Genomic DNA, 26,401 nt, shown 5'->3' with positions numbered 1-26,401 from the left:
GGTGGAAGTGTGGTAACACATGGAGCTGACTGTTACTAATAGGTCGAGGGCTTGACCAAGAGTGTGAAGCGAAAGCGGAACGCGAAGCGTCATAGGATAGAAAATGTCTAAGAAGATATACAGTATATAGTTTTGAAGATACAAGCAAAGAGTTATGCAGAGATGTATAGCTCTTTTTTTATGGATTAGATAAAAGTCGACAAGGCGTCTCAAGTGTGATATTATTTAACGGTACACATTCGAGGCGCTTTGTGTAATAGCCAAGAATTTAATTACAGTAACAGCGGCAACGATAGGAGATGACAATTAATGATAGCGATAATCGACTATGACGCGGGCAATCTGAAGAGCGTGGAAAAGGCTCTCCTTTCCCTGGGGGAAGAGGTGCTGATAACCCGTGAGAGAGAAGCATTGCTTCATGCGGATAAAGTAATTCTTCCGGGTGTCGGCAATTTCGGGGACGCTATGGAAAAGCTGAAAAGCTATGGACTGGTTCCGGTGATTCAGGAGCTGGCAGAGAGGGGAAAACCATTCTTAGGCATCTGCCTGGGGCTGCAGCTTCTGTTTGAGCGAAGCGCAGAGGCTCCCGGCGTAGAGGGACTGGGAATTCTGAAGGGAGAGATTCTGCGGATTCCGGACGGGGAAGGCCGGAAGGTCCCCCATATCGGCTGGAATTCCCTGCATTTACAAAATGGCGGGCGTTTATTTGAGGGACTGCCGGAGGGAGCCTACGTGTATTTCGTTCACTCCTATTATCTGAAGGCAGAGAATCCGGAGATTGTGAAGGCTGCGACAGAATATGGCGTGACCATCGATGCATCCGTGGAACAGGGAAATATCTTTGCCTGTCAGTTCCATCCGGAAAAGAGCAGCCAGGTGGGACTTAAGATTCTTGAAAACTTTGCGAAGCTGGAGGGTTAGGCAATGTTTACCAAACGAGTGATCCCCTGCCTGGATGTACACGCGGGACGCGTGGTGAAGGGCGTGAATTTTGTAAACTTAAGAGACGCCGGCGATCCGGTGGAGATTGCGGCTGCCTACGACGCGGCCGGGGCGGACGAGCTGGTATTCTTAGATATTACGGCTTCTTCTGACGCGAGGGGTACGGTTGTGGATATGGTGCGCCGGGTGGCGGAGAAGGTTTTTATTCCCTTTACGGTAGGCGGCGGAATCCGTACCGTAGAGGATTTTAAGGTGCTGCTGCGGGAAGGGGCAGATAAGATATCTGTGAACAGCGCGGCCATTATGCGGCCGGAGCTTATCAGCGAAGCGGCAGACAAGTTCGGCAGTCAGTGTGTGGTAGTGGCGATTGACGCCAGACGGCGTCCGGATGGCAGCGGCTGGAATATCTATAAAAATGGCGGCCGTGTAGATATGGGAATCGACGCGGTGGAATGGGCCATGAAGGCCGATCGGCTGGGAGCCGGTGAAATTCTTCTGACCAGCATGGACTGCGACGGGACAAAGAATGGCTATGATCTGGAGCTGACCCGCACCGTTGCGGAAAATGTGTCCATTCCGGTGATTGCATCCGGCGGCGCAGGCACGAAAGAACATTTTTACGACGCCCTGACAGAGGGAAAGGCAGACGCGGTACTGGCAGCCTCCCTGTTCCATTATAAGGAGCTGGAAATCAGAGAGCTGAAGGAATATCTGCGGGGACGCGGCGTATCTGTCCGCCTATAAGGGACAGCAGGAAGGATACAAATTTTTACAGGAGATAAATAATCATGTCTATGATTCAAAATGACTGGCTGGAGCCGCTGAAACCGGAATTTTCCAAGCCTTATTATGCGGAATTATTCAAATTCGTAAAAAATGAATACGCCACACGGCAGATTTTTCCGCCTGCGGACGACATTTTCAACGCCTTTCATCTGACGCCTCTCCATGAGGTAAAGGTGGTGATCCTGGGACAGGATCCCTATCACAATGACGGACAGGCCCACGGGCTGTGCTTCTCTGTGAAGCCGGATGTGGCTATTCCGCCGTCGCTGGTGAATATCTATCAGGAGCTGCACGACGACCTGGGATGCTATATCCCCAACAACGGCTACCTGACCAAATGGGCGAAGCAGGGCGTACTGATGTTGAACACGGTACTGACTGTCCGGGCCCATCAGGCCAATTCCCACCGGGGTATGGGCTGGGAGCAGTTTACGGACGCGGCTATCCGTATCCTGAATGAGCAGGATCGCCCTCTGGTCTTTATTCTCTGGGGAAGTCCGGCCCAGAAGAAGGCCCAGATGCTGAACAATCCGAAGCATCTGATTCTGAAGGCGCCGCATCCGAGTCCTCTTTCTGCATACCGGGGATTTTTCGGAAGCAGTCCTTTTAGTCAGACCAATGAATTTCTGGTAAAAAATGGGTTAGAACCCATAGACTGGCAGATAGAAAATGTGTAGGCAGATAAAACTGGCCAGGGCCTGGTATGCAGAGCAGAAGAAGGGCATGCGGATTATGCTGGAGCTTCTGACAGGACTGGTTACCTGTTATATCGTATTTTTATTGTGGCTGATTCCGCAGATGATGGCGGAGGTTCCCATGGATACCAGATATTGGAAGGTGAAGCTTCTGGCTGCGCTTCTCATGCTGGTTCCGGTATATCTGGGGCTCCAGTGGGGCGTGTACCGGTGTTCCGGCAGGAGCCTCACAGAGACTTCCCTGTCCGATCCGGGGAAGGAGCGGAAGCGGCGGATCTTCTGGGCGGTGCTGGGCTTTGGCGTGGTATTTGCCTGGATGATGGTGTATTTTTACGCCTATTTTCCCGGCTCCTTTGACTGGGATAATCTGGATCAGTGGTGGCAGATCCAAAACCATCAGTACGATACCTGGCATCCGGTCTTTCACACACTGATCATCGCGGCTTTCTCAAAGCTTGTGAATCATTACGGCTTTGCGGTCTTTATGCAGCTTCTGCTGTACAGCCTGGCCTGCGGGTATCTGTTGTATACCATGGCAAAATGGCGGTTCCCGGTGTGGGGACTGATTTTAACGGAATTTTTCCTGGCAGCCAATCCGCAGACCCACCGGATTTTGCTGTTTATGTGGAAGGACAGTGCCCTGACCGTTTTTATGGTACTGTTTACGGTCTATCTGATTCAGATATGGAAGACCAACGGAGCCTGGCTTAAAAAGAAGAGGAACCTGGCAGTTTTTATCCTGGTTTTGATTTCCGTTTCTCTGGTGCGGCACAATGGAATTTTGTACACCATTCCGCTGCTGTTTCTGCTGTTGCTGTGCTTCCGGGAGCTTCGCCGGGAAGCGGCGGTTTCACTGGTGCTGATGCTGGCCGGTATGTGGCTTATCGAGCATCCGGTCTACGATCTGGTGGGAGCCAGCCGTCCGGATCAGACTTATGTGGAAACCGTAGGCGTTCCGATGACCGTCCTCTGCAATATCCATGAGACGGCGCCGGAGAGCCTGAGCCCGGAGGCGGCAGAATTTCTGGGAGAAATCGGACCGGAGAAGCGCTGGAAGATCTACGAACTGGGAAATTACAACAGCTTCAAGTTTGTAACCAATGCAAACGCGGTAATCAAAGAGACAGATCCGGGAGAATTTCTGAAGTTCACGGCAGAGACGGTAAAAAACGCGCCGGGCTTGTCCCTGCAGGCCCTTTATCAGGTCACCCGGATGGTCTGGGATATCCGGGGAAGCGAGGAATGGCATGCGGATCTGGAATATCAGATTCAGGAAAATGAATGGAATTTCGGTTATGTGGCAGAACGGGAAGGACTGCGGACGGTTTTAAATGATTTTGACCAGTGGGTGCTGGATAGTCCCATGGACACGATGTTTTCCTATAATGGAACCCATCTGCTGCTGTTGATTCTGTGTACCCTGTTTGTATTTGCACGGAAGGGAAAGGGCTGGAAGGCTATGACCCTGACTCTGCCGATTCTGGCTTACAGCTACGGAACCATGCTGTTACTGTGCGGACCGACCTACCGGTTCTTCCATTTCGACAGCGTGATTTTTGTGCCGCTGTGTCTGCTGCTGTTTAGCAGAACCGGCGAAGAATCAGAATAAAAGAATGATAAGAAAGAATCCTGCGAAGCAGGATTCTCCGCCTGCGGCGGGTCGCGTAAGCGACATTATTCTATTCTGCCGCAGTGCGATCCCCCGGAGGGGCTTTTTGCTCTATAGGAATCATAACTTTCACATTTTAATGTAACACAGTGCCTCCTATAGAGTAAAAGAAACACCCGCAGGAAATCTGTGAATAACACAGCTTCCTGCGGGTGTTTTGTGTTTGAAAGGATTTATTTCTGTTCTGTCTTCAGATGCTTATTCGCCGTAGACAGCATCAGCTTCAGACGGTTCAGCTGGTTGACCTCGCTGGCGCCGGGATCGTAGTCGATAGCTACCACATTGGAGGTGGGATAGCGCCGCCGCAGCTCTTTGATAACGCCCTTGCCAACCACATGGTTCGGCAGGCAGCCGAAGGGCTGGGTACATACGATATTCGGAACGTCCTCATGAATCAGCTCCAGCATTTCCGCAGTCAGGAACCAGCCTTCGCCGGTCTGATTGCCTACAGAGACGATATCGGAGGCCATCTTTGCCATTTCATCAATGTTGCCGGGTGCGTTAAAGTGGACGCTGGCCTTCAGGGCCTTGGCAGCGGGCTTCCGGAGCCATTCCATCGTCTGGATACCTATCCGGGCGATATGGGCGCTGGAACGTTTCTTGCCCAGATGATCAGCCTTGAACTCACTATTTTTAAAGCAGTAGAGCAAAAAGTCCATCAGATCCGGAACCACAGCCTCCGCGCCCTCGCTTTCCAGAAGCTCCACCAGATGGTTGTTGGCAGAGGGTGAAAACTTAACCAGGATCTCGCCGACTACGCCGACCCGGGGCTTCCGAAGATTCTCATCGATGGGCAGACGGTCAAAGTCTTTGATGATACCCTGACAGATCTGAACAAAGCGTCGGTGACTTACATGCTTTTGGGATACAAAATCCTGGCAGATCTTCAGCCATTTTGCATGGAGCCGATCTGCGCTTCCGGCTTCCTTTTCATAAGGACGCATCCGGTACAGAACCCGCATGAAGATATCGCCGAATACCAGACCATAAAGTCCCTTCATGGCCAGTCCCGGCGTAATCTTAAAGCCGGGGTTGGCTTCCAGGCCGCTTAAGTTCAGGGAAACCACCGGAATCTGTTCCTGTCCGGCCTTGGCCAGGGCGCGCCGGATAAAGGAAATGTAGTTGGTGGCGCGGCAGCCGCCGCCGGTCTGGCTAATGATGACAGCCAGCTTATTGGTGTCGTATTTTCCGGACAGGACAGCCGTCATAATCTGTCCGACTACCACCAGAGAGGGGTAGCAGGCGTCGTTGTTGACGTATTTGAGTCCCATGTCAATGGCCGCCCGGTCGGAATCCGGAAGAACCTCCAGCTTGTAGCCTGCAGAGCGGAAGGCTGGCTCAATGACGTCAAAGTGAATGGGCGACATCTGGGGACACAGAATCGTATAGGTCTTCCGCATTTCCTCCGTAAAGATCACGCGGTCATAGGAGGAGGAAACGATGCTTCTGCAGTCGCCCTTCTTTTCACGCACACGGATAGCGGCGATGAGGGAACGGATCCGGATACGGGCAGCTCCCAGGTTGTTGACTTCGTCGATCTTCAGGCAGGTGTAAATCTTGCCGGACTTGGTCAGAATATCGCTGACCTCATCGGTGGTAACGGCGTCCAGACCGCAGCCGAAGGAATTCAGCTGAATCAGATCCAGATCATCCCGGGTCTTTACGAAGCTGGCAGCCGCGTACATCCGGGAATGGTACATCCACTGATCCATAACGAACAGAGGACGCTCCACCGGATGGAGATGGCTGATGGAGTCCTCGGTCAGGACAGCCAGGCCATAGGAGTTGATCATTTCCGGAATTCCGTGGTTGATCTCCGGATCCACATGGTAGGGACGGCCGGCCAGCACGATGCCCCGGCGTCCGGTCTTCTGCATATATTCCAGCGTCTCCTCGCCCTTGCGCATAATATCCTCGCGGGTATGTACCAGCTCGCCCCAGGCTTTCCGGGCAGCTACGCGGATTTCTTCAGCGGGAATGTCGCAATGCTTGGAAAATTCTTCCACTAATCCGTTTTCCAGGATCTGCTCGCTCTCAAAGGAGAGGAAGGGGTTGAAGAAATCGATGTCGCTGCCGGACAGCTCGTCGATATTGTTTTTGATATTTTCCGCATAGGAGGTTACGATGGGGCAGTTGTAGTGGTTGCCCGCATCCGGGAACTCAGTCCGTTCATAGGGAACGCAGGGGTAGAAAATAAATTTCAGCCCCTGGCGGATAAGCCAGGTTACGTGTCCGTGGGCCAACTTGGCCGGATAGCACTCGGATTCGCTGGGAATGGACTCAATTCCCATTTCGTAAAGCTTGTGGGTGGAAGAGGGGGAGAGGACTACCCGGTATTTTAACTCCGTAAAGAAGGTAAACCAGAAGGGATAGTTCTCATAAAAGTTCAGCACACGGGGGATACCTACGGTACCGCGGGTGGCGTTCTCCTCCGTAAGCGGCTCATAATCAAAGAGACGCTGATTCTTGTATTCGTACAGGTTCGGAATATGTTCCTTATTCTTTTCTTTTCCGATGCCCCGTTCGCAGCGGTTGCCGGAGATATAGCGGCGGCCGCCGGAAAATTTATTGATGGTCAGACGGCAGTGGTTGGTACAGCCGTTGCATTTGGTCATGGAGGTGGAAAACTCCAGGTTGTTGATGTCATTAATGGAGAGCATGGTGGTCGCCATGCCGTCCTGGTAGCGCTCCCTTGCGATCAGGGCTGCGCCGAAGGCTCCCATGATTCCGGCAATATCCGGACGGACTGCCTCGCAGCCGGCGATTTTTTCGAAGCTTCGAAGAACGGCGTCATTGTAGAAAGTACCGCCCTGTACGACGATATTTTTGCCCAGGGCAGAAGCGTCAGAGACCTTGATTACCTTGAACAATGCGTTTTTGATTACGGAATAGGCAAGTCCGGCGGAGATATCGGCTACCTCCGCACCCTCCTTCTGGGCCTGCTTAACCTTGGAATTCATGAATACCGTACAGCGGGTTCCCAGATCAATGGGGTGCTTGGCAAACAGAGCCGCCTTGGCGAAATCTTCTACCGTATAATTCAGAGATTTGGCAAAGGTCTCGATAAAGGAGCCGCAGCCGGAGGAGCAGGCCTCGTTGAGCTGTACGCTGTCTACGGTATGGTTTTTGATGCGGATACATTTCATATCCTGACCGCCGATATCCAGAATGCAGTCTACTTTTGGATCAAAGAATTCTGCCGCGTAATAATGGGAAACCGTCTCCACCTCGCCCTCGTCCAGCATCAGGGCGGCCTTAATCAGGGCTTCGCCATAGCCGGTGGAGCAGGAGCGCGCGATCCGTGCGGTTTTCGGAAGAAAACGGTAGATGTCCTTGATGGCACGGATGGTGGTTGCCAGCGGATTGCCGTTGTTGCTGCTGTAAAAGGAATAGAGCAGAGCTCCGTCCTCGCCTACCAGGGCAGCCTTGGTGGTGGTGCTTCCGGCGTCGATTCCCAGGAAGCAGTTGCCCTCGTATGCCTGGAAATCTCCCCGCATAACCTCATGGCGGCTGTGACGCTCCTGAAATTTGGCGTATTCATGCTCATTGGCAAAGAGCGGCTCCATACGGGCCACCTCGAAATCCAGCTGAATATGGGCCTTCAGGCGCTCCTTCATTTCGCTTAAGGAAGCAGAGGCCTTCTGATCGCAGCTTAAGGCAGAACCCATAGCGGCAAACAGATGGGAATTGTCCGGAGCAATGATGTGCTCGTCGTCCAGATTCAGAGTCCGGATAAAGGCAGCCTTCAGCTCAGACAGGAAATGGAGCGGACCGCCCAGGAACGCCACATGTCCCCGGATGGGTTTACCGCAGGCCAGACCGCTGATGGTCTGATTGACCACTGCCTGGAAAATGGATGCGGCCAGATCCTCCTTGGTTGCGCCGTCGTTGATCAGCGGCTGGATGTCGGATTTGGCAAAAACGCCGCAGCGGGCCGCAATGGTATAGAGTGAATGGTAGTTTTTGGCGTATTCGTTGAGGCCGGTGGCGTCTGTCTGAAGCAGGGAAGCCATCTGGTCGATAAAAGAGCCGGTACCGCCGGCACAGATGCCGTTCATACGCTGCTCCACATTGCCGCCTTCAAAATAAATGATTTTCGCGTCCTCGCCGCCCAGCTCAATGGCTACATCCGTCTGGGGAGCGGTCTCCTCCAAGGCTGTCGCTACCGCTACAACCTCCTGAATAAAGGGTACGCCCAGATGGTTCGCCAGGGTCAGTCCGCCGGAGCCGGTGATGGCCGGATAGACGGTCAGATCGCCAAGCTGTCCCTCTGCTTTTTCAAGAAGTGAAGCCAGAGTCTCCTGAATATTGGCAAAATGACGCTCATAATCAGAGAAGAGAAGCTTGTGCTTCTCGTTTAATATTGCAACTTTTACAGTCGTGGAACCGATATCGATTCCCAGTGTGTAGTTAGATAAATGATTCATAAAAATACAGGCGAAATACTCCGCCCCCCTCCTTTTCTAAATGACAGCAAAAGGTTTCTTTGACACTAACGTACATTATACGACACAAAATTTTTGAAATCAAATAAAAAAAATATAAACAATTTATGGAAAGTTTAACAAAAAGGCGCAGAGGTAACAGGATTTTCCAGATTGCATACAGTAAATGTATATAAATAGGAAGAAAAGGAACCGGATTTTATGGGAAAATGCATGGGATTTCTGCATACGGTCGAAAAAGGGGATACGCTCTATGCCTTAAGCCGCCGTTACCGGGTGCCTCTGTGGGCGCTTCTTTACGCCAATCCATACATCAATGTCTACAACCTGCAGGTGGGGGACGAGGTGTGTATTCCCCTTCGGCGGCGTCCGCGGCAGGTACCCCCGGAGGAAGAAGGGGGAGAGGGAAAGACCGGTGGCGCCGGTTGACAAACCGGGGTGCCGCGCCTATAATAAAATCATCTGAAAATGTTTCCGGGATGCGCAGGAAAGTTTGTTTTTGCGGCCCGGAAATATTATATCACGCTATTTTTATTTATAGGAAAGGACGACTTATTTTATGAACTGGATAGACAAGCTGGAGAAAAAATTCGGGCGCTATGCCATCCACAACCTGATGTACTATGTGATTATGCTGTACGGGCTGGGCTATGTGATCAATCTGATGGCGCCGGAATTTTATCTTGGATACCTGTCTCTGGATCCGACGGCAATTCTGCGGGGACAGATCTGGAGAATCGTAACCTTTATCATTTATCCGCCTTCCACCGGACTGTTTTTCTTCCTGATCAGCATGTACCTGTATTATTCCATCGGAAAGGTGCTGGAATATCAGTGGGGCGCTTTCCGGTTTAATCTGTATCTGCTGACCGGTATGCTGCTGCATGTGGTGGCGGCCTTTTTAAGCTGCTACGTATTCGGCGTGAATATCGGGCCCATGTTTGGTACTTATTATCTGAATTATTCCTTATTTTTTGCCTTTGCTGCAACCTATCCCAATATGCAGTTTCTGCTGTTCTTCCTTATTCCGATCAAGGCGAAATGGCTGGGAATTCTCAATGCGGTATATTTTGGCGTGACGATAGTGGCGGGCTTCGCAGCCCCCTACCTGTCGCAGACGATGATTCTCTCCCTGTATCAGGCAGGTATCATTGCCCATCCGGCTTACGCGGTCATGGCGCTGGTATCCCTGGGTAATTTCCTGATTTTCTTCCTGGGTATGAAAGGCGTGCGCCGTTATACGCCGAAGGAGGTACACCGGAGACAGGCATATGCCCGGAGCGTGCAGCAGGGGGCGAAGAAGGCCACTGTCCACAAATGCGCGGTTTGCGGACGGACGGAGAAGGATGGGGATGATCTGGTATTCCGGTATTGCTCCAAGTGTAATGGAAATTATGAGTACTGTCAGGATCACCTGTTTACCCATGAGCATGTGAAATAAAAAGGGCTGATTGGGGACAGCTCTTTCCTACACCTTGTATGATGGTCATGGCCTTATTGGAACGTTATAATTTTAACGAATAAAAAAGGAGGGTTTTACATGAACACACCTGTAGAAATCGCAAAAAATTATGTAGGAATCGGAAAAGGAAAGGTAAATACAGCACCCTTGAAGTTGTTTATTCTCGGTATTATGGCCGGAATCTTCATCGGAATCGGCGCGATTGCCTATGAGATGGCTACCGCAAGCATCGGAGGAGCTGTCGGCAAGCTGGTGGGAGCCTGTATGTTCCCGGCAGGACTGGCGCTTGTACTGATTGCGGGAAGCGAGCTTTTCACAGGCAACTGTCTGCTGGTCATTCCGCTTCTGGAGGGAGAGGTAAAGTTTACCGGCGTATTGAAGAACTGGGTATGCGTATATCTCGGAAATTACGTGGGATCTACCATTCTGGCATTCCTGGTGGCCTTTGGCCACAGCCCGTCGCTGCTGGACAAGGGACTTCTGGATGTGGTGATGTCCGTGGCAGCAGGCAAGGTAGCCTTAAGCTTTGGGGACGCGGTATTCCGTGGTATCGTCTGCAACATGATGGTATGTCTGGCTGTCTGGATGTCCTTTGCAGGCAAGACTGTAGCCAGCAAGATGGCGGGACTTTATTTCCCGATTATGATTTTCGTTCTGGGCGGCTTTGAGCACAGTATCGCCAATATGTACTATCTGATGGTGGGAATCTTCAGCAATTCCGTGTATGGTCTTGGAAACGCGGCAGTGAATCTGGGCGCGGCCTGGGCGAAGAACCTGCTCCCGGTTACACTGGGCAACCTGATTGGCGGAGCGGCTATCGGCGTGGTATACTGGTACCTGTATTTAAAGGGAGCAAAAAAGGACTGAAATAAAGGAGCAAAAGCATGAGTATTCGGGTAGAAACATGGGGAACAACCAGGGACGGACAGCAGGTAAAGAGATACATACTGGAAAATGAAAAGGGCATGCAGGCTGTAGTCCTGAATCTGGGCGCAGTTCTCGCAGAGCTTCATGTGCCGGACAGGAGCGGCGCGCTCCGGGACGTAGTCTGGGGCTATGACAGCGTAGAGGGATATGAGGTAAACGGCCCGGATCTGGGAGCTGTTGTGGGCCGGAACGCCAACCGGATTGGCGGAGCAGTCATTACCATTGACGGTCAGGACTATGTGCTGGCAAAGAATAGCGGAGAGAATAACCTGCACAGCGGTCCGGATATGTATTTTACCCGGATGTGGAAGGCCATGATTGTCGATGACAATAAGGTGGAATTTTCTCTTCACAGTCCCGACGGGGATCAGGGATATCCGGGCAATGCGGACATTACTGTATCCTACACTTTGACGGATGACAATGAGCTGCAGCTCGCTTATGAAGGCAAGGCAGATAAGGATACCATTTTCAATCTGACCAATCATTCTTATTTTAACCTGGATGGACAGGAATCGGATTCTGTACTGGAGCAGAAGGTGTGGCTGGATGCCGATGCCTTTACGCCCGGGGATGTGGGTCTGATTCCCACCGGTGAGATTCGGAGCGTAGAGGGTACGCCCATGGATTTTAGGACAGCGCACACCATTGGGGAGCGGATTGACGCAGACTATGAGCCCTTAAAGCTGGCCGGCGGCTATGACCACAATTATGTGCTGAAGAATGAAGGAACGTACGCGTTATGTGGCAGCCTGGTTTCGGAAGAAAGCGGAATCCGTATGGAGGTTTTCACAGACGCGCCGGGTATCCAGCTGTACGCAGCCAATTTCCTGGAGAATGAGAAGGGCGGAAAGGGCGGACGCACGCTGACAAGACGAAGCGCAGTCTGCTTTGAATCCCAGTACTTCCCGGACGCTTGTCACCATGAGAATTTCAAAAGCCCTATCGTAAAGGCGGGAGAGCTTTACCGGACGAAGACAGGGTATAAGTTTTTAGTTGAGAAATAAAAATAAATAAAAGAAACGCAGAAAATGCTGTGGGTTTTTGCCCACAGCATTTTCAGATCAGGATCCGCAGCCGCAGCCTGCGCTTCCCGTATCAAATTCGGGATTGAAGGCGTAGAAGTTTCTGGAATTCAGTTTATCCTGCACCAGGCGGAGCGCCTCGCCGAAGCGCTGGAAGTGTACCACCTCTCTGGCGCGCAGGAAGCGGATGGCGTCCGTTACATCCGGGGAATCTACGCAGAGACGCAGGATGTTGTCATAGGTAGTGCGGGCCTTTTCTTCCGCAGCCAGATCCTCCGTCAAATCGGTAATCGGATCGCCTACAGATTGGAACATAGCTGCTGTAAAGGGCGTACCGGAGGCAGCCTGGGGCCAGAGTGCCAGCGTGTGATCCACATAATAATCTTCGAAGCCGGAAGCCTTCAGATCCTCCATGGACATATTCCGGGTCAGCTGATGAACGATGGTGGCAATCATTTCGAAGTGGGATAATTCCTCCGTACCAATATCCGTCAGAAGAGCGGAGCATTCCTTATAAGGCATGGTGTACCGCTGGGACAGATAGCGCATGGAAGCACCGAGTTCCCCGTTGGGGCCTCCATACTGACTTATAATCGCCTTCGCCAGCTTCGGGTTGGTTTCTTTAATGTGAATGGGATATTCCAGTCGTTTTTCATAGCTAAACATATGCCGATTCCCTCCCTTCTATTGCCACGGCCACGGCTGATCCACCCAGTTCCAGTAATCCTTCGGATGATAGGCATGGGACAGGGTCAAAGGGCCGTAGGTCCTGGCGTACGCATGGAGAGCTTCCTGATAGCTTTGGTTATTTTTCTCAAAGTAAGCGATCGCTTCGCTGTCCTCCGGATGGGTATCCAGGTAGAGATTGGCGTCGATACAGGCAAAACCCGTGGTGGCAATGCGGCAAAGTAGCTGTTCCCTGGAGAGACCGCTTAAGGAACAGCCAGGTTCCGGCCGGACGGGTCCGGGGCCCGGCATGGGCGCGGCGGGAGCGGGCTGGCAGGCAGCGTTTGTTCTTGGCTGTGGGCAATTGGTTCTTACCATCATCTGCATCCACCCCGCTTTCCGGAAAATGGTTTGTTCAGTTCGGGAAATATGGTTCCCCATTGAAGAGCTTTATCCAGCTCATAGGTCTGATCCCAGTGCTGCCAGGGGATGTAAGCGATAGCTAGCGCAAAACCGCGCATGGGATCCCGCATACAGGAGCAGCGCATGGAATTCTGATTTCTGTAATCAGCCATCACAGCTTCCTTCCTATAAAACTATTCCAGATATCTTATGAAAAAAGCAGAAGGAATGTGCGGAGCGAAAAAAAACAGCTGTCACACCAGCTTCACAGGCTCCCTTCCCTCCGGAAAGCATTCATAGCAGTTGATCCGTGGGGCTTCGAAATCCAATAGCTGCAGGACGCATAAATCACCCCGCTCTACCAGGGGCTTCACCAGCCCGGTGGGGAGAAAGCTGCAACCGATTCCGGCGAGAAGATAGTCGGTCAGCTTGGTGCTGTTGTCGATTTCAAAAGGAAACTGGTAAAAAGGGGGGAACAGCTCCCGGATAAACTGGCCGACCTCCTGAAGGGCAAAATTACAGAACAGATAATTGAGGGAGGGCAGATCCTCCTTCCGAACAGCGTCCCGGCAGCGGGGGTTAGAGGGAGAGGCCACCAGGAGCAGCTCTTCGGTCTGGAAAAGGCGGCAACAGAAGCCGGATTTCTGTAAGGGCTGGTAGGTGAACGCCAAATCCAGAAGGCCGTCCTGCAGATCCTTCAGGAGGCTGACCGAATGACTGATGGTCAGATTGATGGCGTAGCCGTTATCCTCGCTGAGAAGCCGGAGCAGGGCCGGAGCCAGATAGCATTCATAAATGGTATTGGTGGTGCCGATACGGAGCGCCGTCCGGGAAAAGGCAGGGGAGTTCAGCTCCAGAATAGAGCGCTCCTCCAGATCCAGGATACGTCTTGCGTAGTCCTGGAAAATCAGGCCCTCCCGAGTCAGGGAAATATTTTTCTTGTTCCGGATAAAAAGCGGTTTTCCCACCTCCCGTTCCAGCTCCGCGATCCGGTTTGTCACCGTAGACTGGGCGATGTAGAGAAGCTCCGCGGTCCGGGTGAAATTCTTCACACCGGCCAGGGTCAGAAAGGTTTTGAGATTCTGGGTGTCCATAATACCTCCTATAATCGAAAAAACGAATTATAATAATCAATATTATTTGATATACAAATGATACGGAATAAGGTTATAATAGTCAAGAATAACATGGAAAACCATACAGATTTCACAATAAAAGTAAGATAAAAGGAGCGTCACCAATGAAAAAAGAACCGTTTGTAACACTGGAACAATTACAGGAGATCACCAAAACTTATCCTACTCCCTTTCACCTTTATGACGAAAAGGGAATCCGTGAAAACGCAAAGGCTTTGAAGGAAGCATTTTCCTGGAATAAAGGATACAAGGAGTATTTTGCGGTAAAGGCTACGCCGAATCCGTTTCTGATCAATATTCTCCGGGAGTATGGCTGCGGCTGTGACTGCTCCTCGATGACAGAACTGATGCTGGCCAACGAGCTTGGCGTAAAGGGAGAGGATATTATGTTTTCCTCCAACGACACGCCGGCGGAGGAATTTGAATATGCGGCAAAAATCGGCGCAATCATCAATCTGGACGATTATACCCATATCGATTTTCTGGAGAAGACTATCGGCTATATTCCGGAAACCATCAGCTGTCGTTTCAACCCGGGCGGAATCTTCCAGATCAGCAACGATATCATGGACAATCCGGGCGACGCCAAGTATGGTATGACCGAGGAGCAGCTTTTTGACGCCTATCGCGTGCTGCAGCAGAAGGGAGCAAAGCACTTCGGTATTCATGCTTTCCTGGCAAGCAATACCGTAACCAATGAATATTATCCGATGCTGGCGAAGGTGCTTTTCGAGCTGGCCGTGCGGCTGAAGAAGGAGACCGGCGCGGATATCCGTTTCATCAATCTGTCCGGTGGTATCGGAATTCCGTACCGTCCGGATCAGGAGCCCAATGATATCCGGGTTATCGGAGAGGGCGTCCGCAGAGTATACGAGGAGGTAATGGTTCCGGCCGGTATGGGCGATGTGGCCATCTATACAGAGCTGGGCCGCTTTATGATGGGTCCCTATGGCTGCCTGGTAACCAAGGCGATTCATGAGAAGCATACCTATAAGGAATATATCGGCGTAGACGCCTGCGCGGTAAATCTGATGCGCCCGGCTATGTACGGCGCTTACCATCACATTACTGTCATGGGAAAGGAACAGGAGCCCTGCGACCACATCTACGATGTAACCGGATCCCTGTGTGAAAATAATGATAAATTTGCCATCGACCGTCCGCTGCCGAAGGTAGATAAGGGCGATCTGTTGGTGATTCACGATACGGGAGCTCACGGCTTTGCCATGGGTTATAATTACAACGGCAAGCTGAAATCCGCCGAGCTTCTTTTAAAGGAAGACGGTACAGCGAAGCTTATCCGCCGCGCGGAGACGCCGAAGGATTATTTTGCCACTTTTGACTGCTTTGATATCATCAAAAATCTGACCAGATAAAGGAAAGGGTCGGAGGTTACTATGGAGATTCGGACCGGAAAATGGCTGCGATCGCCCTTTCGTATGCTCCGTTACGCAGCGCTGCTGGCGGTGACCGGTATCCTGATGCTGATATTCTGGAACTTATACAGCCGGGAAAATGACAGAAGCATTGCCATCACAGCCCCTTATATTGCGGCAGGACAGACCATTCAGTGGGATCAGACCATGATCCGAACATGGGAGGTGGCACGCTGTAGCTGGTACGTGGGAGAGGAAGAAAGAATCAGCGCGGAACATTTTTGCAATTATACACCTACGGAAGCGGATCAGGAGCAGATGATCCGGGTCCGGGTTCTTCTGAAAAGCGGGGAAAGCTATGAGGCGTCCCGCTATTTCAGCGTTCTGCCGGTGCTTTACCTGGACGGTGATACAGCCTATGACGCAGTGACAAAGGAAGAGGAAAGTACCGTTTCCATGCGTCTGGAGGCAGAAGGTTACAGTGTCAAAGAATTGTACCGGGGCGGAGCCCGGATCCATCTGAGGGGCAACAGTACAGCAGAGCTTTCCAAACGTCCCTTTAAGCTAAAGCTGGAGGAAAAGGCCGGGCTTCTGGGCATGGGAAAAAGCAGACACTGGGTGCTGCTGGCCAATGCCATTGACGCGACGCTTCTTCGAAATCAGCTGGCCTATGAGCTTTCCCGGGATCTGGGGGCAGAATGCTATATGGATTCCCGTCAGGTGACCCTGATTTACAATGGGGAATACTGCGGCGTGTATCAGCTCTGCGAGCAGATCCGCGTGGCAGAGAACCGGGTGGCTGTCTATGACTGGGAGAAACAGGCGGAGCTTTTTGCCGACGCTATCGTTACCCGTCTGGCGGAGGAAAATGAAGAGGCATGTCCCTATCAGGCCATCTTCAGCCAGGCGATTCAGAACGAATTGGAGACAGATCTGTCCTGGCTGGATACCGGAGTATTTCAATCCGAATCTCTGGAAGCCTGGAATGAAGAAAACGGAACCGATTTTCCGACGGAAATCGGATTGACGGATTTTCCGGAATGGAAAGCGCTTCCGGAGCGGACCGGAGGGGTTCTGCTGGAAATGGACCTGCGAGATGAGCGGAACGCTATGCTGACGGCTTACCTGCAGCCGCTGCACTTTGTAAGCCCGGCGTCGGGAAAGACCTGCGAGTCCCTGTATACCTACGTGCAGACAGGCATACAGTCTCTGGAATACGCCCTTCATGAGACGGATTTTATTTATCATAAGGATTCGCCCCATTACCGGACCACCGACGAGGGCTGGTGTGATTACGGGGATCAGTTTGCCCGGGTGGAAGTACAGTATGAGGAGGCGGATTTTCAGGAGCCGCTGCTGGACGGAAAGCATTATTCCCAGATCATCGACATGGACTCTCTTGTAAATAATTTCCTTTTGTGCGAGTTTACAGTCAACTGGGACGCCATGAAAAACAGCGTCTACCTCTATAAGGATATCGAAGGGCTCTGGTATCTGTCCCCGGCCTGGGACTACGACTGGGGCTGGGGAAACAGCATGTATACCCAGGATACCTTTCTGACCGATATATGGCAGACCACCAGCGATTATTTTGCCAACGAGTCCTACAGCCAGACCGTTCAGTGGAACCGGTATCTGGTGCGGGATCCGTATTTTCTGATGCTGGCGAGGGAAAAATACAGAAGCATCCGGGAGACGGAACTTAAGGAACTCATCCGGGACGGCGGAAAGCTGGATCAGTACGTGGAAAGCATCCGCCCCGCAGCCGAGGCCAATGACGCCCGGTGGGGCGGCAGCATGGGCACCTATGAGGGACAGCTTTTCGAAGAAGGCGTCCGGGAACTGAAACGCTTTATGCGGGAGCGGGTAAGCTGGCTGGATAAGCAGTTTGAGACGCTGGAGGATCTTCGGCAGTCGATTGGATCTTGCGTAACCTCCGATCAGGTGCAGCTTTCGGCAGAAACAGAATCGGACGGCAGCGTGAAAGCAGCTGCCGCGACCGGACTTACAGAGGCGGCGGCAGTCTCCCTGCAGGTCAACGGAACCTGGACGGTCACAGAAGCACTGCAGGAGGGCGAGGCCTGTTTTTCTGTACCGGCAGAGGCCCTGCGGGAGGAAGAAAACCTGCTTCAGGCGCGGCTTCTGGATGCAGAGGGCAACTGGCTTCAGAACCCAGAGGGAACCGAAGAAGAAAATTATGTTAATGCAATTTCCGCCTATCTGTGTTATTCTGTAGAGTAAGAGGTTATTTTACGAGGAAGGGTAACAGAGTACATGGGGGAGAAAAGAAAAGCCGTCTGCAGATGGGGCGCCGTGCTTTTGATGTCCGTCTGCCTGCTGGCTGTGTGGGGCGGCGTCCGCCTGCATGGACATACAAAAGGCGAGATCAGGATCCACATTCTGGGGAACGATATAAGCTGCGGAAAGAAGATACGGCTGAAGGCCGGAGGCCTGGGAGAAAAAAAGATTGTAAGCTGCGTCTGGTACGTGGGAGACCGGGAGGCCGGACGGAGCGGAAGACTTTGCAGCTATACGCCCAAGGAAGAAGATCTGGAGCAGTTTATCCGGGTAGAGGTGTCGCTGGACGACGGGACGGTATTTACGGATTCCCGTTATCTGAGCGTGCTTCCGGTGCTGTACCTGGACAGTGAGACCGACTATAAACAGGTAAAAAAAGACGAAAATACAGAGGTGCAGGCGACGCTTGCCGGAACGGGCTATGGAGCAAACGAGCTGTATCAGGGAGCTGCAGCCATTCATCTGCGAGGCAACAGTACCTCAGGCTTTCCCAAGCGTCCCTTTAAGCTCCGGCTGGAGAAAAAAGCCTCCCTTCTGGGAATGGAGGAAAGCCGTCACTGGGTGCTGCTGGCCAATGCCATTGACTCCACGCTGCTCCGGAACCAGCTGGTGAACGAGCTGGCTGCAGAACTGGGAGCCCCCTGCGAGATAGATTCCAGACAGATAAGCCTTATTTACAATGGAGAATATTATGGCGTCTACCAGCTCAGCGAGCAGGTACGGGTGGAAGAAAAACGGGTCAATGTCTATGACTGGGATAAGACAGCTTCAGAGGCAGCCCGGAAGATAGCGGCTTCCTTAAAAAGCCAGGGTCTGATTGAAAAAAATGAGCAGACGGAAGTTACGGCGCTTCTGGAGGAAGAACTGACAGAAAATCTGGAATGGCTGGAAACCGGGAGCTTCCGTTCGGAAGCCTTGAAAGATTGGGGAGCAGCCCATAACCGTACCATACCGGATACCTTTTTCATGGAACAGTATGTGGATTATGAAAAGCTTCCGGCGGCCACCGGCGGAGTCCTGCTGGAGATGGATGACGCGGAAACAGAGAGGCCGCTGACAACGGCCTACCATATGCCCTTTTATTTTGTCAGTCCTGTGGCAGGGGAGACTTACCCGACCCTGTATCAGAATATCCAGAGCAGCCTGCAGGCGGCAGAATACGCCCTGCACAGTACGGATTTTCTGTATCATGAGGACGGGAGCCATTATGAAACCAAAGAGGAGGGCACCTGCAATTTCGAGCATGCCTTTGCCCGGGAGCAGGTGGTCTATGGAGAAAGAGAGTTTTCCGCGGCAGAATACGATGGCTGTCATTACACAGAGCTTTTAGATGAGAATTCCCTGCTGGTAAATTTCTTTGTCTGTGAACTGACCATGAACTGGGACAGCATGAAACACAGTCTTTTTGTATACAAGGATGTGGACGGAAAGTATCTGTTATCGCCGGCCTGGGATTTTGACTGGGCCTGGGGCAACAGCCTGAATAACGTGGATACCTGGATCTGGGACGACTGGCAGACGACCAACGATTATTACACCTATGAGACCTATTATCAGAGCGTCCAGTGGAACCGCTATCTGATCCGGGATCCGTATTTTCTGGTGCTGGCCTGGGAAAAATACCGGGAGATTCGGGAACCGGTGCTGGAGGAACTGATCCGGGACGGTGGGAAGATTGATCAGTACGCGGAATTCTTACGTCCCGCGGCTAAAGCCAACGACGCCCGGTGGGGCGGCTGCATGGGAACCTATAAGGGTCAGACCTTCGACGAGGGGATAAAGCAGCTGAAGGAATTTATCCGTCTGCGGTTTGAATGGCTGGACGAGCAGTTCGCGTCGATAGAAAGCTTCCGGCAATCTACGGGATATTACGCAAACACCAGTCTGGTCTGGATATCGGATGTGGATCTGTCCTCTGTTCGGAAAAATATAGTTGTTACCGTAGAAACGGAGGTACCGGAGTGTACCGGGATCTCCCTGCAGGTCAACGGCCTCTGGTTTTACATGCAGCCTCTGGAATCCGGAAAAGCAGTATTTGAAATACCGGATTCGGTTCTCAGGGGAAAAGGAAAGTATAATTGTATCCAGGCGCGGCTTGTAGGCGGGGACGGGGCGTATCTGGTGAATCCGGATGGAACGGTGGAAGGAGATTATACCAACGCCATTTCCAATTACGCGTACTTCTCCAGATGATATAAGAGATTACAACTTTATACATAAAATTTACAGCGCCGTTTCTTGACGGCGCTTCTTTTTCGGTGTTATAATGGGCGGGTAAATAAGTAGGAAAAGAAAAGAAAAATGGAGTGAGAAGAAGATGAATAAGCAACTTAGAAAAACAAAAATTATCTGTACTCTGGGACCTGCCTCCGAATCCGAAGAAGTGATTCGCGAACTGATGCTGGCAGGCATGAACGTAGCAAGACTGAATTTCTCCCATGGAACCCATGAGGAGCAGAGAGGAAAGCTGGAACGGGTAAAGAAGGTCCGCGCGGAGCTGGGACTGCCTGTTGCACTGCTTCTGGATACAAAGGGCCCGGAGATCCGGACCGGTGAATTTGAAAAAGGAAAAGTAGAGCTGAAGAAGGGACAGACCTTCGTGCTGACCACCGAAGATGTGATGGGAAACGAAGGAATGGTCTCCATCACTTATAAAAATCTGATAAAAGATGTAAAAGAAGGAGATTCCATTCTGATCGACGACGGTCTGATCGGCCTGAAGGTTACAAAGCTGACCGAGAAGGAGATTATCTGTACCGTAGAAAACGGAGGAACCATTTCCAATAAAAAAGGTATCAACGTGCCCGGCGTAGAGTTGAAAATGCCCTTTATCAGCAAAAAAGATAAAGAAGATATCCTTTTCGCCGTGAAGGAGGGCTTTGATTATATTGCCGCGTCCTTCACCAGAACCGCCGATGACATTCTGGAGATCCGCCGGATTCTGGAGGAGAATAACTGCAATTATATCAAGATCATTGCCAAGGTGGAAAATGATCAGGGTATTAAAAATGTGGACGAAATCCTGCGGGTAGCCGACGGAGTCATGATTGCCCGCGGAGACATGGGCGTGGAGATTCCGTTGGAGGAAGTGCCGAGCATTCAGAAAAAGCTGATTCGTAAGGCCTTTGAGTCCGGAAAGCCGATCATCACCGCAACCCAGATGCTGGATTCCATGATGAAGAATCCCCGTCCGACCCGTGCGGAGACCACAGACGTGGCCAACGCTATCTATCAGGGAACCAGCGCTATCATGCTGTCCGGAGAGACGGCTTCCGGCCAGTATCCGGTAGAGGCGCTGAAGACCATGGTGAAGATTGCCCTGCGTACCGAAGCGGATATCGATTATGACGCCCGGTTCAAGCGCCGGAGCATCGAGGATCGTACGGATATTACCAATGCGGTATCCCATGCGACCTGTACTACAGCGGTAGACCTGCAGGCAGCGGCTATTATTACCGTAACCAAGTCCGGCCGTACCGTAGGTATGGTAGCCAAGCACCATCCGGGCTGCATGATCATCGGCTGCTGTATGGACGATTATGTATGCAGACAGCTGAACCTGTACTGGGGCGTACAGCCGCTGCTTCTTGCCAAGGAGGAGGACGCGGAGGCACTGTTCAACAGCGCAGTAACCGCAGCCGAGGACGCCGGCCTGGTATCCAGAGGGGATCTGACGGTTCTGACTGCAGGCGTACCCCTGGGCGTTACCGGAACCACAAACCTGATCAAGGTTCAGGTAGCAGGAAAAATCCTGGTGAAGGGCAAGGGCTATACCAAGAAAAAGGTCTGCGGCCCCATCTGTGTGGCAGCCGATGCGGCAGAGCTTAAAAAGAGCTTTGTTGCAGGCGATATCATCGTAGTGCCGGAGACCACCAACGAAATGCTCTCTGAAATCAGGAGCGCCAAGGCGGTAATCGCGGAGCAGGGAGGCTGTAATTCCCATGCGGCTATCGTAGGTCTGACCCTGGATATTCCGGTCATTGTAGGCGCAGTCAACGCGACGGAAATACTGAAGAATGGAGCTGTTGTGCAGGTAGACGCGGAGACAGGAACCGTTTCCAGCAACAGCTAGGAGGAAGTTTCATGGCGGAAATGACACCCATGATGCAGCAGTACCTGAAGACAAAGGAGCAATACAAGGACTGCATTTTATTCTATCGTCTGGGCGATTTTTATGAGATGTTCTTTGACGACGCAAAAATAGCGTCGAAGGAACTGGAATTAACCTTAACCGGAAAAAGCTGTGGATTGGAGGAACGCGCACCTATGTGTGGCGTTCCTTATCATGCTGTAGAGGGGTATCTGAACCGGCTGGTATCCAGAGGCTATAAGGTGGCTATCTGTGATCAGGTGGAGGACCCGAAGGAAGCCAAAGGGCTGGTAGCCCGGGAAGTAGTGCGAATCGTAACGCCGGGTACGAACCTGAGTACCGCAGATGAGACAAAGAACAATTACCTCATGTGTATTGTATATCTGTCCGATCGGTACGGGATCTCTACGGCAGACATTACCACCGGAGATTACCTGGTTACGGAGGTGGATTCCGAGCGGAAGCTCCTGGACGAGATCAATAAGTTTGCCCCGGCGGAGATCATCTGCAACGAGGCCTTTTCCATGAGCGGCGTAGATCTGGAGGACTTAAGATTCCGGCTGAATATCGCCCTCTATCCCCTGGAGTCCTGGTATTTTGACGACGAACTCTGTAAGAAGACCCTGCTGGATCATTTTCAGATCGCCAGTCTGCAGGGGCTGGGACTTACAGATTTTGGCTGCGGTATGATTGCGGCGGGCGCTCTGCTGAAATATCTTTACGAGACGCAGAAGCAACCCCTGACCCATATGACCCATCTGCAGTCCTATACCATCGGGAAATATATGATCATCGACAGCTCCAGCCGGAGAAACTTGGAGCTGACGGAAACCCTGCGGGAAAAGCAGAAGCGGGGTTCCCTTCTGTGGGTACTGGATAAGACCAGGACCGCCATGGGCGCCAGAGCCCTGCGGACCATGGTGGAGCAGCCCCTGATTGACCGGGCGGAGATCGAGAAGCGTCATGGGGCCATTGAAGAGCTGAATCAGAACGCGATTAACCGGGAGGAGCTGCGGGAATACTTAAATCCTATTTACGATCTGGAGCGTCTTATCGGACGCATCAGCTACAAGACCGCCAACCCAAGAGATTTGATTGCTTTCCGGACTTCCCTGGAAATGCTGCCCCATATCCATACGCTCCTGGAAGATTTTTCCTCTCCTTTGCTCTGTGAGCTCCGGGAGGATCTGGACACCCTGTCGGATCTGCAGGCTATGATAGAGCAGGCCATTCAGGAGGATCCGCCCATCTCCATCCGGGACGGCGATATCATCAAGGACGGATACCATGAGGACGTGGATCGGTTCCGGAAGGCCAAAACGGAGGGAAAGAGCTGGCTGGCCAGGCTGGAAGCCCAGGAACGGGATAAGACCGGAATCAAAAACCTGAAAATCAAATATAATAAAGTATTCGGTTATTACCTGGAGGTCACCAATTCCTATAAGGACATGGTACCGGAGACCTGGATGCGCAAGCAGACCCTGACCAACGCGGAGCGTTATATTACGCCGGAGCTGAAGGAGCTGGAGGATACGATTCTTGGGGCGGAGGAGAAGCTGACAGCCCTGGAATACGGCCTGTTCTGCGAGCTCCGGGACAGCATTGCCGCCCAGGTGCTGCGGATCCAGAAGACGGCTAAGGCGGTGGCCCTGGTAGACGTGTTTGCCTCCCTGGCCTTCGTGGCAGAGCGGAACCATTTTGTGCGTCCGAAGATGAATGAAAAGGGCGTCATCGATATCAAAGGCGGCCGCCATCCGGTGGTGGAGCAGATGATTGAAAATGACATGTTTATCCCCAACGATACCTATCTGGATAATAATTCCAAGCGGATTTCCATTATCACCGGGCCGAACATGGCTGGAAAATCCACCTATATGCGCCAGGCGGCGCTCATTGTGCTGATGGCCCAGGTGGGAAGCTTTGTTCCGGCGGACAGCGCGAAAATCGGTATCGTAGACCGGATCTTCACCCGGGTGGGAGCCTCTGACGATCTGGCTTCCGGACAGAGTACCTTTATGGTGGAGATGACAGAGGTGGCCAATATTCTGCGAAACGCTACCGGCAACAGTCTTCTGATTCTCGATGAGATCGGAAGGGGAACCAGTACCTTTGACGGACTGGCCATTGCCTGGGCTGTTATAGAATATATCAGCAATCCGAAGATTCTCGGAGCCAAGACGCTCTTTGCCACCCATTACCATGAGCTGACTGAGCTGGAGGGCTCCCTGGCAGGCGTCAACAATTATTGTATCGCCGTCAAAGAGAAGGGCGATGATATTGTATTTCTGCGTAAAATCATCCGGGGCGGCGCAGACAAGAGTTACGGCATCCAGGTAGCGAAGCTGGCAGGCGTGCCGGATCCGGTGATTGCAAGGGCCAGGGAGCTGGTGGAGGAGTTAAGTGCGGCGGATATCTCCCTGAAGCCGAAGGCGCTTCCAGTGGAAATGAACATGGAATCCGAGCAGATTTCCCTGTTTGATACCGTGAAGGACGATGACATCATTACAGAGCTCCGGGATATGGATCTGGGAAATATGACGCCCTTGGATGCATTGAATACCATTTACCGGCTGCAGAATAAGATAAAGAACAGGTGGTGATCGAATGGCGGATATTCAGGTACTGGATCAGAAAACAATCGATCAGATCGCGGCGGGAGAGGTCATAGAGCGGCCCTCCTCCGTGGTCAAGGAGCTTGTGGAAAATTCCATAGACGCGGGAGCGACGGCTGTGACGGTGGAAATCCGTGACGGCGGCACCTCCTTTATCCGGGTGACTGACAATGGAAGCGGGATCGACCGCGATCAGGTGTCGGTTGCCTTTTTGCGCCATTCCACCAGCAAAATCCGGGCAGTGGAGGATCTCTTTCACGTGGTTTCCCTGGGCTTTCGCGGGGAGGCTCTTTCCAGCATTGCGTCCATCGCCATGGTGGAACTGATTACGAAGACAAGGGAGGCGGACGCGGGCGTCCGGTACGTCATCGAGGGCGGCGTAGAGAAGAAACTGGAGGAGATGGCAGCGCCGGAGGGAACTACCTTTCTGGTGCGCAGCCTCTTTTATAACACGCCGGCCCGGCGGAAGTTCTTAAAATCTCCCATGACCGAGGCGGGATATATCAGCGATCTGATGGAGCGCCTGGCCCTGTCCCATCCTGACATTTCTTTCCAGTTTATCAACAATGGACAGACAAAGCTGCATACTTCGGGCAATCACAGCCTGAAGGATGTGATTTACCATATTTACGGTCGTGAGATCGCGGCCAACCTGGCAGAGATCGACGCGGTGCAGGGGCCGGTGCATATGACCGGCTTCATCGGAAAACCGGTGATTTCCAGAGGAAACCGGGCCTATGAGAATTATTTCATCAATGGCCGGTATATCAAGAGCAATGTCATCGCAAGAGGAATAGAGGAAGGGTACCGGACCTTTCTAATGCAGCACAAGTACCCCTTTACGGCGCTGCATTTTGCCATAGACGGAGACCTTCTGGACGTCAATGTGCATCCCACCAAGATGGAGCTGCGCTTCTCCAACCAGGAGCAGCTTTACCGGTTTGTGAAGGATACGGTTCACCAGGGACTGATGGGACGGGAGCTGATTCCGGAGGTAGAGCTGCCGAAAGCAGAACCTCCGAAGGCAGAATCTCAGGAAGATAAGCCTCCGCAGGAAAAGCCGATAGCGCCCCCGCCCGCGCCTACGCCTCAGGAACGGAACCTGGAGTACTTTATGACGCAGATGAAGAAGCGGGTAAACGCGGAATACGAGGAGAAAAAGGCGGCGCCGGAGCGGAAGGCGAAGCCGGAACCGGAACAGAAGCCGGAACAGAAGCCGGAGCTTCTGCGGGAAGAGGGCGCGTACCAGCTGGATCTTTTTGAGCACCGCTTGCTGAACCCGAAGACGAAATCCGATATAATCCTGATCGGCCAGCTGTTTGACACCTACTGGCTGGTGCAGTTTGAAGATAAATTTTATCTGATCGACCAACACGCGGCTCATGAGAAGGTGCTCTATGAGCGGACGGTGAAAGCTCTGGAGAAGAAGGAAATCATCTCCCAGATGGTGAGCCCGCCGCTGATCCTGACCCTGAATATGCAGGAGGCGGCCAGACTTATGGAATACCAGGATTATTTTAAGGAGCTGGGCTTTGAGATCGAACCCTTCGGCGGAAAGGAATACGCGGTCAGCGCAGTTCCGGCCAACCTGTACGGCCTGGCGGAGCAGGATTTATTTAGGGAGCTTCTGGACAACCTGGAGTACGCCGGAGGCAAAAATACAGAGATGATTCTGGATAAAATCGCTTCCATGTCCTGTAAGGCAGCCGTCAAGGGAAACCAGCGGCTGTCCACGGCGGAGGCCCGGGAGCTCATCGAGGAGCTGCTGACCCTGGATAATCCCTATAACTGCCCTCATGGACGGCCTACGATTATCGCCATGACAAAGCAGGAAATCGAGAAAAAATTTAAGAGAATTGTGTAAAAAGGA

The 26,401-nt window shown here is 52.2% G+C and carries 19 protein-coding genes; 14 read left to right on the top strand and 5 right to left on the bottom strand.

All coding sequences use genetic code 11. The features are described from left to right. Positions 1–309 precede the first annotated feature (309 nt). From hisH to ACTNCH_RS08290, 4 genes are read left to right on the top strand one after another with little or no spacing between them, the layout of a single operon-like run. Positions 310–921, top strand: coding sequence for an imidazole glycerol phosphate synthase subunit HisH (gene hisH, locus ACTNCH_RS08305; protein ID WP_441017802.1), 612 nt, complete (start codon positions 310–312; stop codon positions 919–921). 3 nt (positions 922–924) lie between these two features. Further along, complete coding sequence (gene hisF, locus ACTNCH_RS08300) at positions 925–1,686, top strand: imidazole glycerol phosphate synthase subunit HisF (protein WP_441017800.1); 762 nt, start codon at positions 925–927, stop codon at positions 1,684–1,686. A gap of 44 nt (positions 1,687–1,730) precedes the next feature. After that, positions 1,731–2,405 (top strand): uracil-DNA glycosylase, encoded by a 675-nt coding sequence (locus tag ACTNCH_RS08295; RefSeq protein ID WP_441017798.1) that lies wholly within the window; start codon positions 1,731–1,733, stop codon positions 2,403–2,405. Beyond that, positions 2,398–4,032 carry a hypothetical protein gene (locus ACTNCH_RS08290; protein WP_441017796.1) on the top strand — a complete coding sequence of 545 codons (1,635 nt, stop codon included), beginning with the start codon at positions 2,398–2,400 and terminating at the stop codon, positions 4,030–4,032. Before ACTNCH_RS08295 ends, ACTNCH_RS08290 begins: the two co-directional genes overlap by 8 nt. Positions 4,033–4,265: 233 nt before the next feature. On the opposite strand, the gene ACTNCH_RS08285 is transcribed toward ACTNCH_RS08290, so the two are convergent. Beyond that, entirely contained in the window at positions 4,266–8,519 is a 4,254-nt protein-coding gene (locus ACTNCH_RS08285; RefSeq protein ID WP_441017794.1) for an acyl-CoA dehydratase activase-related protein, read from the bottom strand. Between the two features lie 219 nt (positions 8,520–8,738). Here ACTNCH_RS08285 and ACTNCH_RS08280 point away from each other — a divergent pair, with 219 nt between their 5' ends. The 4 genes from ACTNCH_RS08280 (at position 8,739) to ACTNCH_RS08265 (ending at position 11,933) form a co-directional block, all read left to right on the top strand. After that, entirely contained in the window at positions 8,739–8,966 is a 228-nt protein-coding gene (locus ACTNCH_RS08280; RefSeq protein ID WP_441017792.1) for a LysM peptidoglycan-binding domain-containing protein, read from the top strand. A 130-nt stretch (positions 8,967–9,096) separates the two neighbouring features. Further along, positions 9,097–9,978 carry a hypothetical protein gene (locus ACTNCH_RS08275; protein ID WP_441017790.1) on the top strand — a complete coding sequence of 294 codons (882 nt, stop codon included), beginning with the start codon at positions 9,097–9,099 and terminating at the stop codon, positions 9,976–9,978. Between the two features lie 99 nt (positions 9,979–10,077). Then, positions 10,078–10,866 (top strand): formate/nitrite transporter family protein, encoded by a 789-nt coding sequence (locus ACTNCH_RS08270; RefSeq protein ID WP_441017788.1) that lies wholly within the window; start codon positions 10,078–10,080, stop codon positions 10,864–10,866. 17 nt (positions 10,867–10,883) lie between these two features. Further along, on the top strand, positions 10,884–11,933 hold the full coding sequence (locus ACTNCH_RS08265) for an aldose epimerase family protein (RefSeq protein ID WP_441017786.1): 1,050 nt from the start codon (positions 10,884–10,886) through the stop codon (positions 11,931–11,933). A 57-nt stretch (positions 11,934–11,990) separates the two neighbouring features. Here the strand turns inward: ACTNCH_RS08265 and ACTNCH_RS08260 are convergent, their stop codons facing one another. The 4 genes from ACTNCH_RS08260 to ACTNCH_RS08245 form a co-directional block, all read right to left on the bottom strand. Continuing rightward, the gene (locus ACTNCH_RS08260) at positions 11,991–12,617 is read right to left on the bottom strand and encodes a manganese catalase family protein (protein WP_441017784.1); all 627 of its coding nucleotides are present in this window, start codon (positions 12,615–12,617) and stop codon (positions 11,991–11,993) included. Between the two features lie 18 nt (positions 12,618–12,635). Continuing rightward, the gene (locus ACTNCH_RS08255; protein ID WP_441038333.1) at positions 12,636–12,998 is read right to left on the bottom strand and encodes a spore coat protein CotJB; all 363 of its coding nucleotides are present in this window, start codon (positions 12,996–12,998) and stop codon (positions 12,636–12,638) included. Beyond that, the gene (locus tag ACTNCH_RS08250) at positions 12,995–13,192 is read right to left on the bottom strand and encodes a spore coat associated protein CotJA (RefSeq protein ID WP_441017780.1); all 198 of its coding nucleotides are present in this window, start codon (positions 13,190–13,192) and stop codon (positions 12,995–12,997) included. Before ACTNCH_RS08250 ends, ACTNCH_RS08255 begins: the two co-directional genes overlap by 4 nt. Positions 13,193–13,273: 81 nt before the next feature. Then, positions 13,274–14,113, bottom strand: coding sequence for a LysR family transcriptional regulator (locus ACTNCH_RS08245; protein ID WP_441017778.1), 840 nt, complete (start codon positions 14,111–14,113; stop codon positions 13,274–13,276). A 146-nt stretch (positions 14,114–14,259) separates the two neighbouring features. Here ACTNCH_RS08245 and ACTNCH_RS08240 point away from each other — a divergent pair, with 146 nt between their 5' ends. The 6 genes from ACTNCH_RS08240 (at position 14,260) to mutL (ending at position 26,395) form a co-directional block, all read left to right on the top strand. Next, positions 14,260–15,531 carry a diaminopimelate decarboxylase gene (locus tag ACTNCH_RS08240; RefSeq protein ID WP_441017776.1) on the top strand — a complete coding sequence of 424 codons (1,272 nt, stop codon included), beginning with the start codon at positions 14,260–14,262 and terminating at the stop codon, positions 15,529–15,531. A 21-nt stretch (positions 15,532–15,552) separates the two neighbouring features. Then, a complete protein-coding gene (locus ACTNCH_RS08235) occupies positions 15,553–17,772 on the top strand; it encodes a CotH kinase family protein (RefSeq protein ID WP_441017774.1) in 2,220 nt (739 codons plus the stop codon). A gap of 33 nt (positions 17,773–17,805) precedes the next feature. Then, entirely contained in the window at positions 17,806–20,022 is a 2,217-nt protein-coding gene (locus ACTNCH_RS08230) for a CotH kinase family protein (protein ID WP_441017772.1), read from the top strand. 124 nt (positions 20,023–20,146) lie between these two features. After that, positions 20,147–21,901, top strand: coding sequence for a pyruvate kinase (gene pyk / locus ACTNCH_RS08225; RefSeq protein WP_441017770.1), 1,755 nt, complete (start codon positions 20,147–20,149; stop codon positions 21,899–21,901). Between the two features lie 11 nt (positions 21,902–21,912). Continuing rightward, positions 21,913–24,519 carry a DNA mismatch repair protein MutS gene (mutS, locus tag ACTNCH_RS08220; RefSeq protein ID WP_441017768.1) on the top strand — a complete coding sequence of 869 codons (2,607 nt, stop codon included), beginning with the start codon at positions 21,913–21,915 and terminating at the stop codon, positions 24,517–24,519. 4 nt (positions 24,520–24,523) lie between these two features. Then, positions 24,524–26,395, top strand: a complete 1,872-nt coding sequence (mutL, locus tag ACTNCH_RS08215) for a DNA mismatch repair endonuclease MutL (protein ID WP_441017766.1) — start codon at positions 24,524–24,526, stop codon at positions 26,393–26,395. Positions 26,396–26,401: the final 6 nt, after the last annotated feature.

The sequence above is a fragment of the Candidatus Merdisoma sp. HCP28S3_D10 genome (assembly GCF_052065835.1).
In the GTDB taxonomy this organism is placed as follows: domain Bacteria; phylum Bacillota; class Clostridia; order Lachnospirales; family Lachnospiraceae; genus Laedolimicola.
This window is presented reverse-complemented; position numbering and strand designations above follow the sequence as displayed.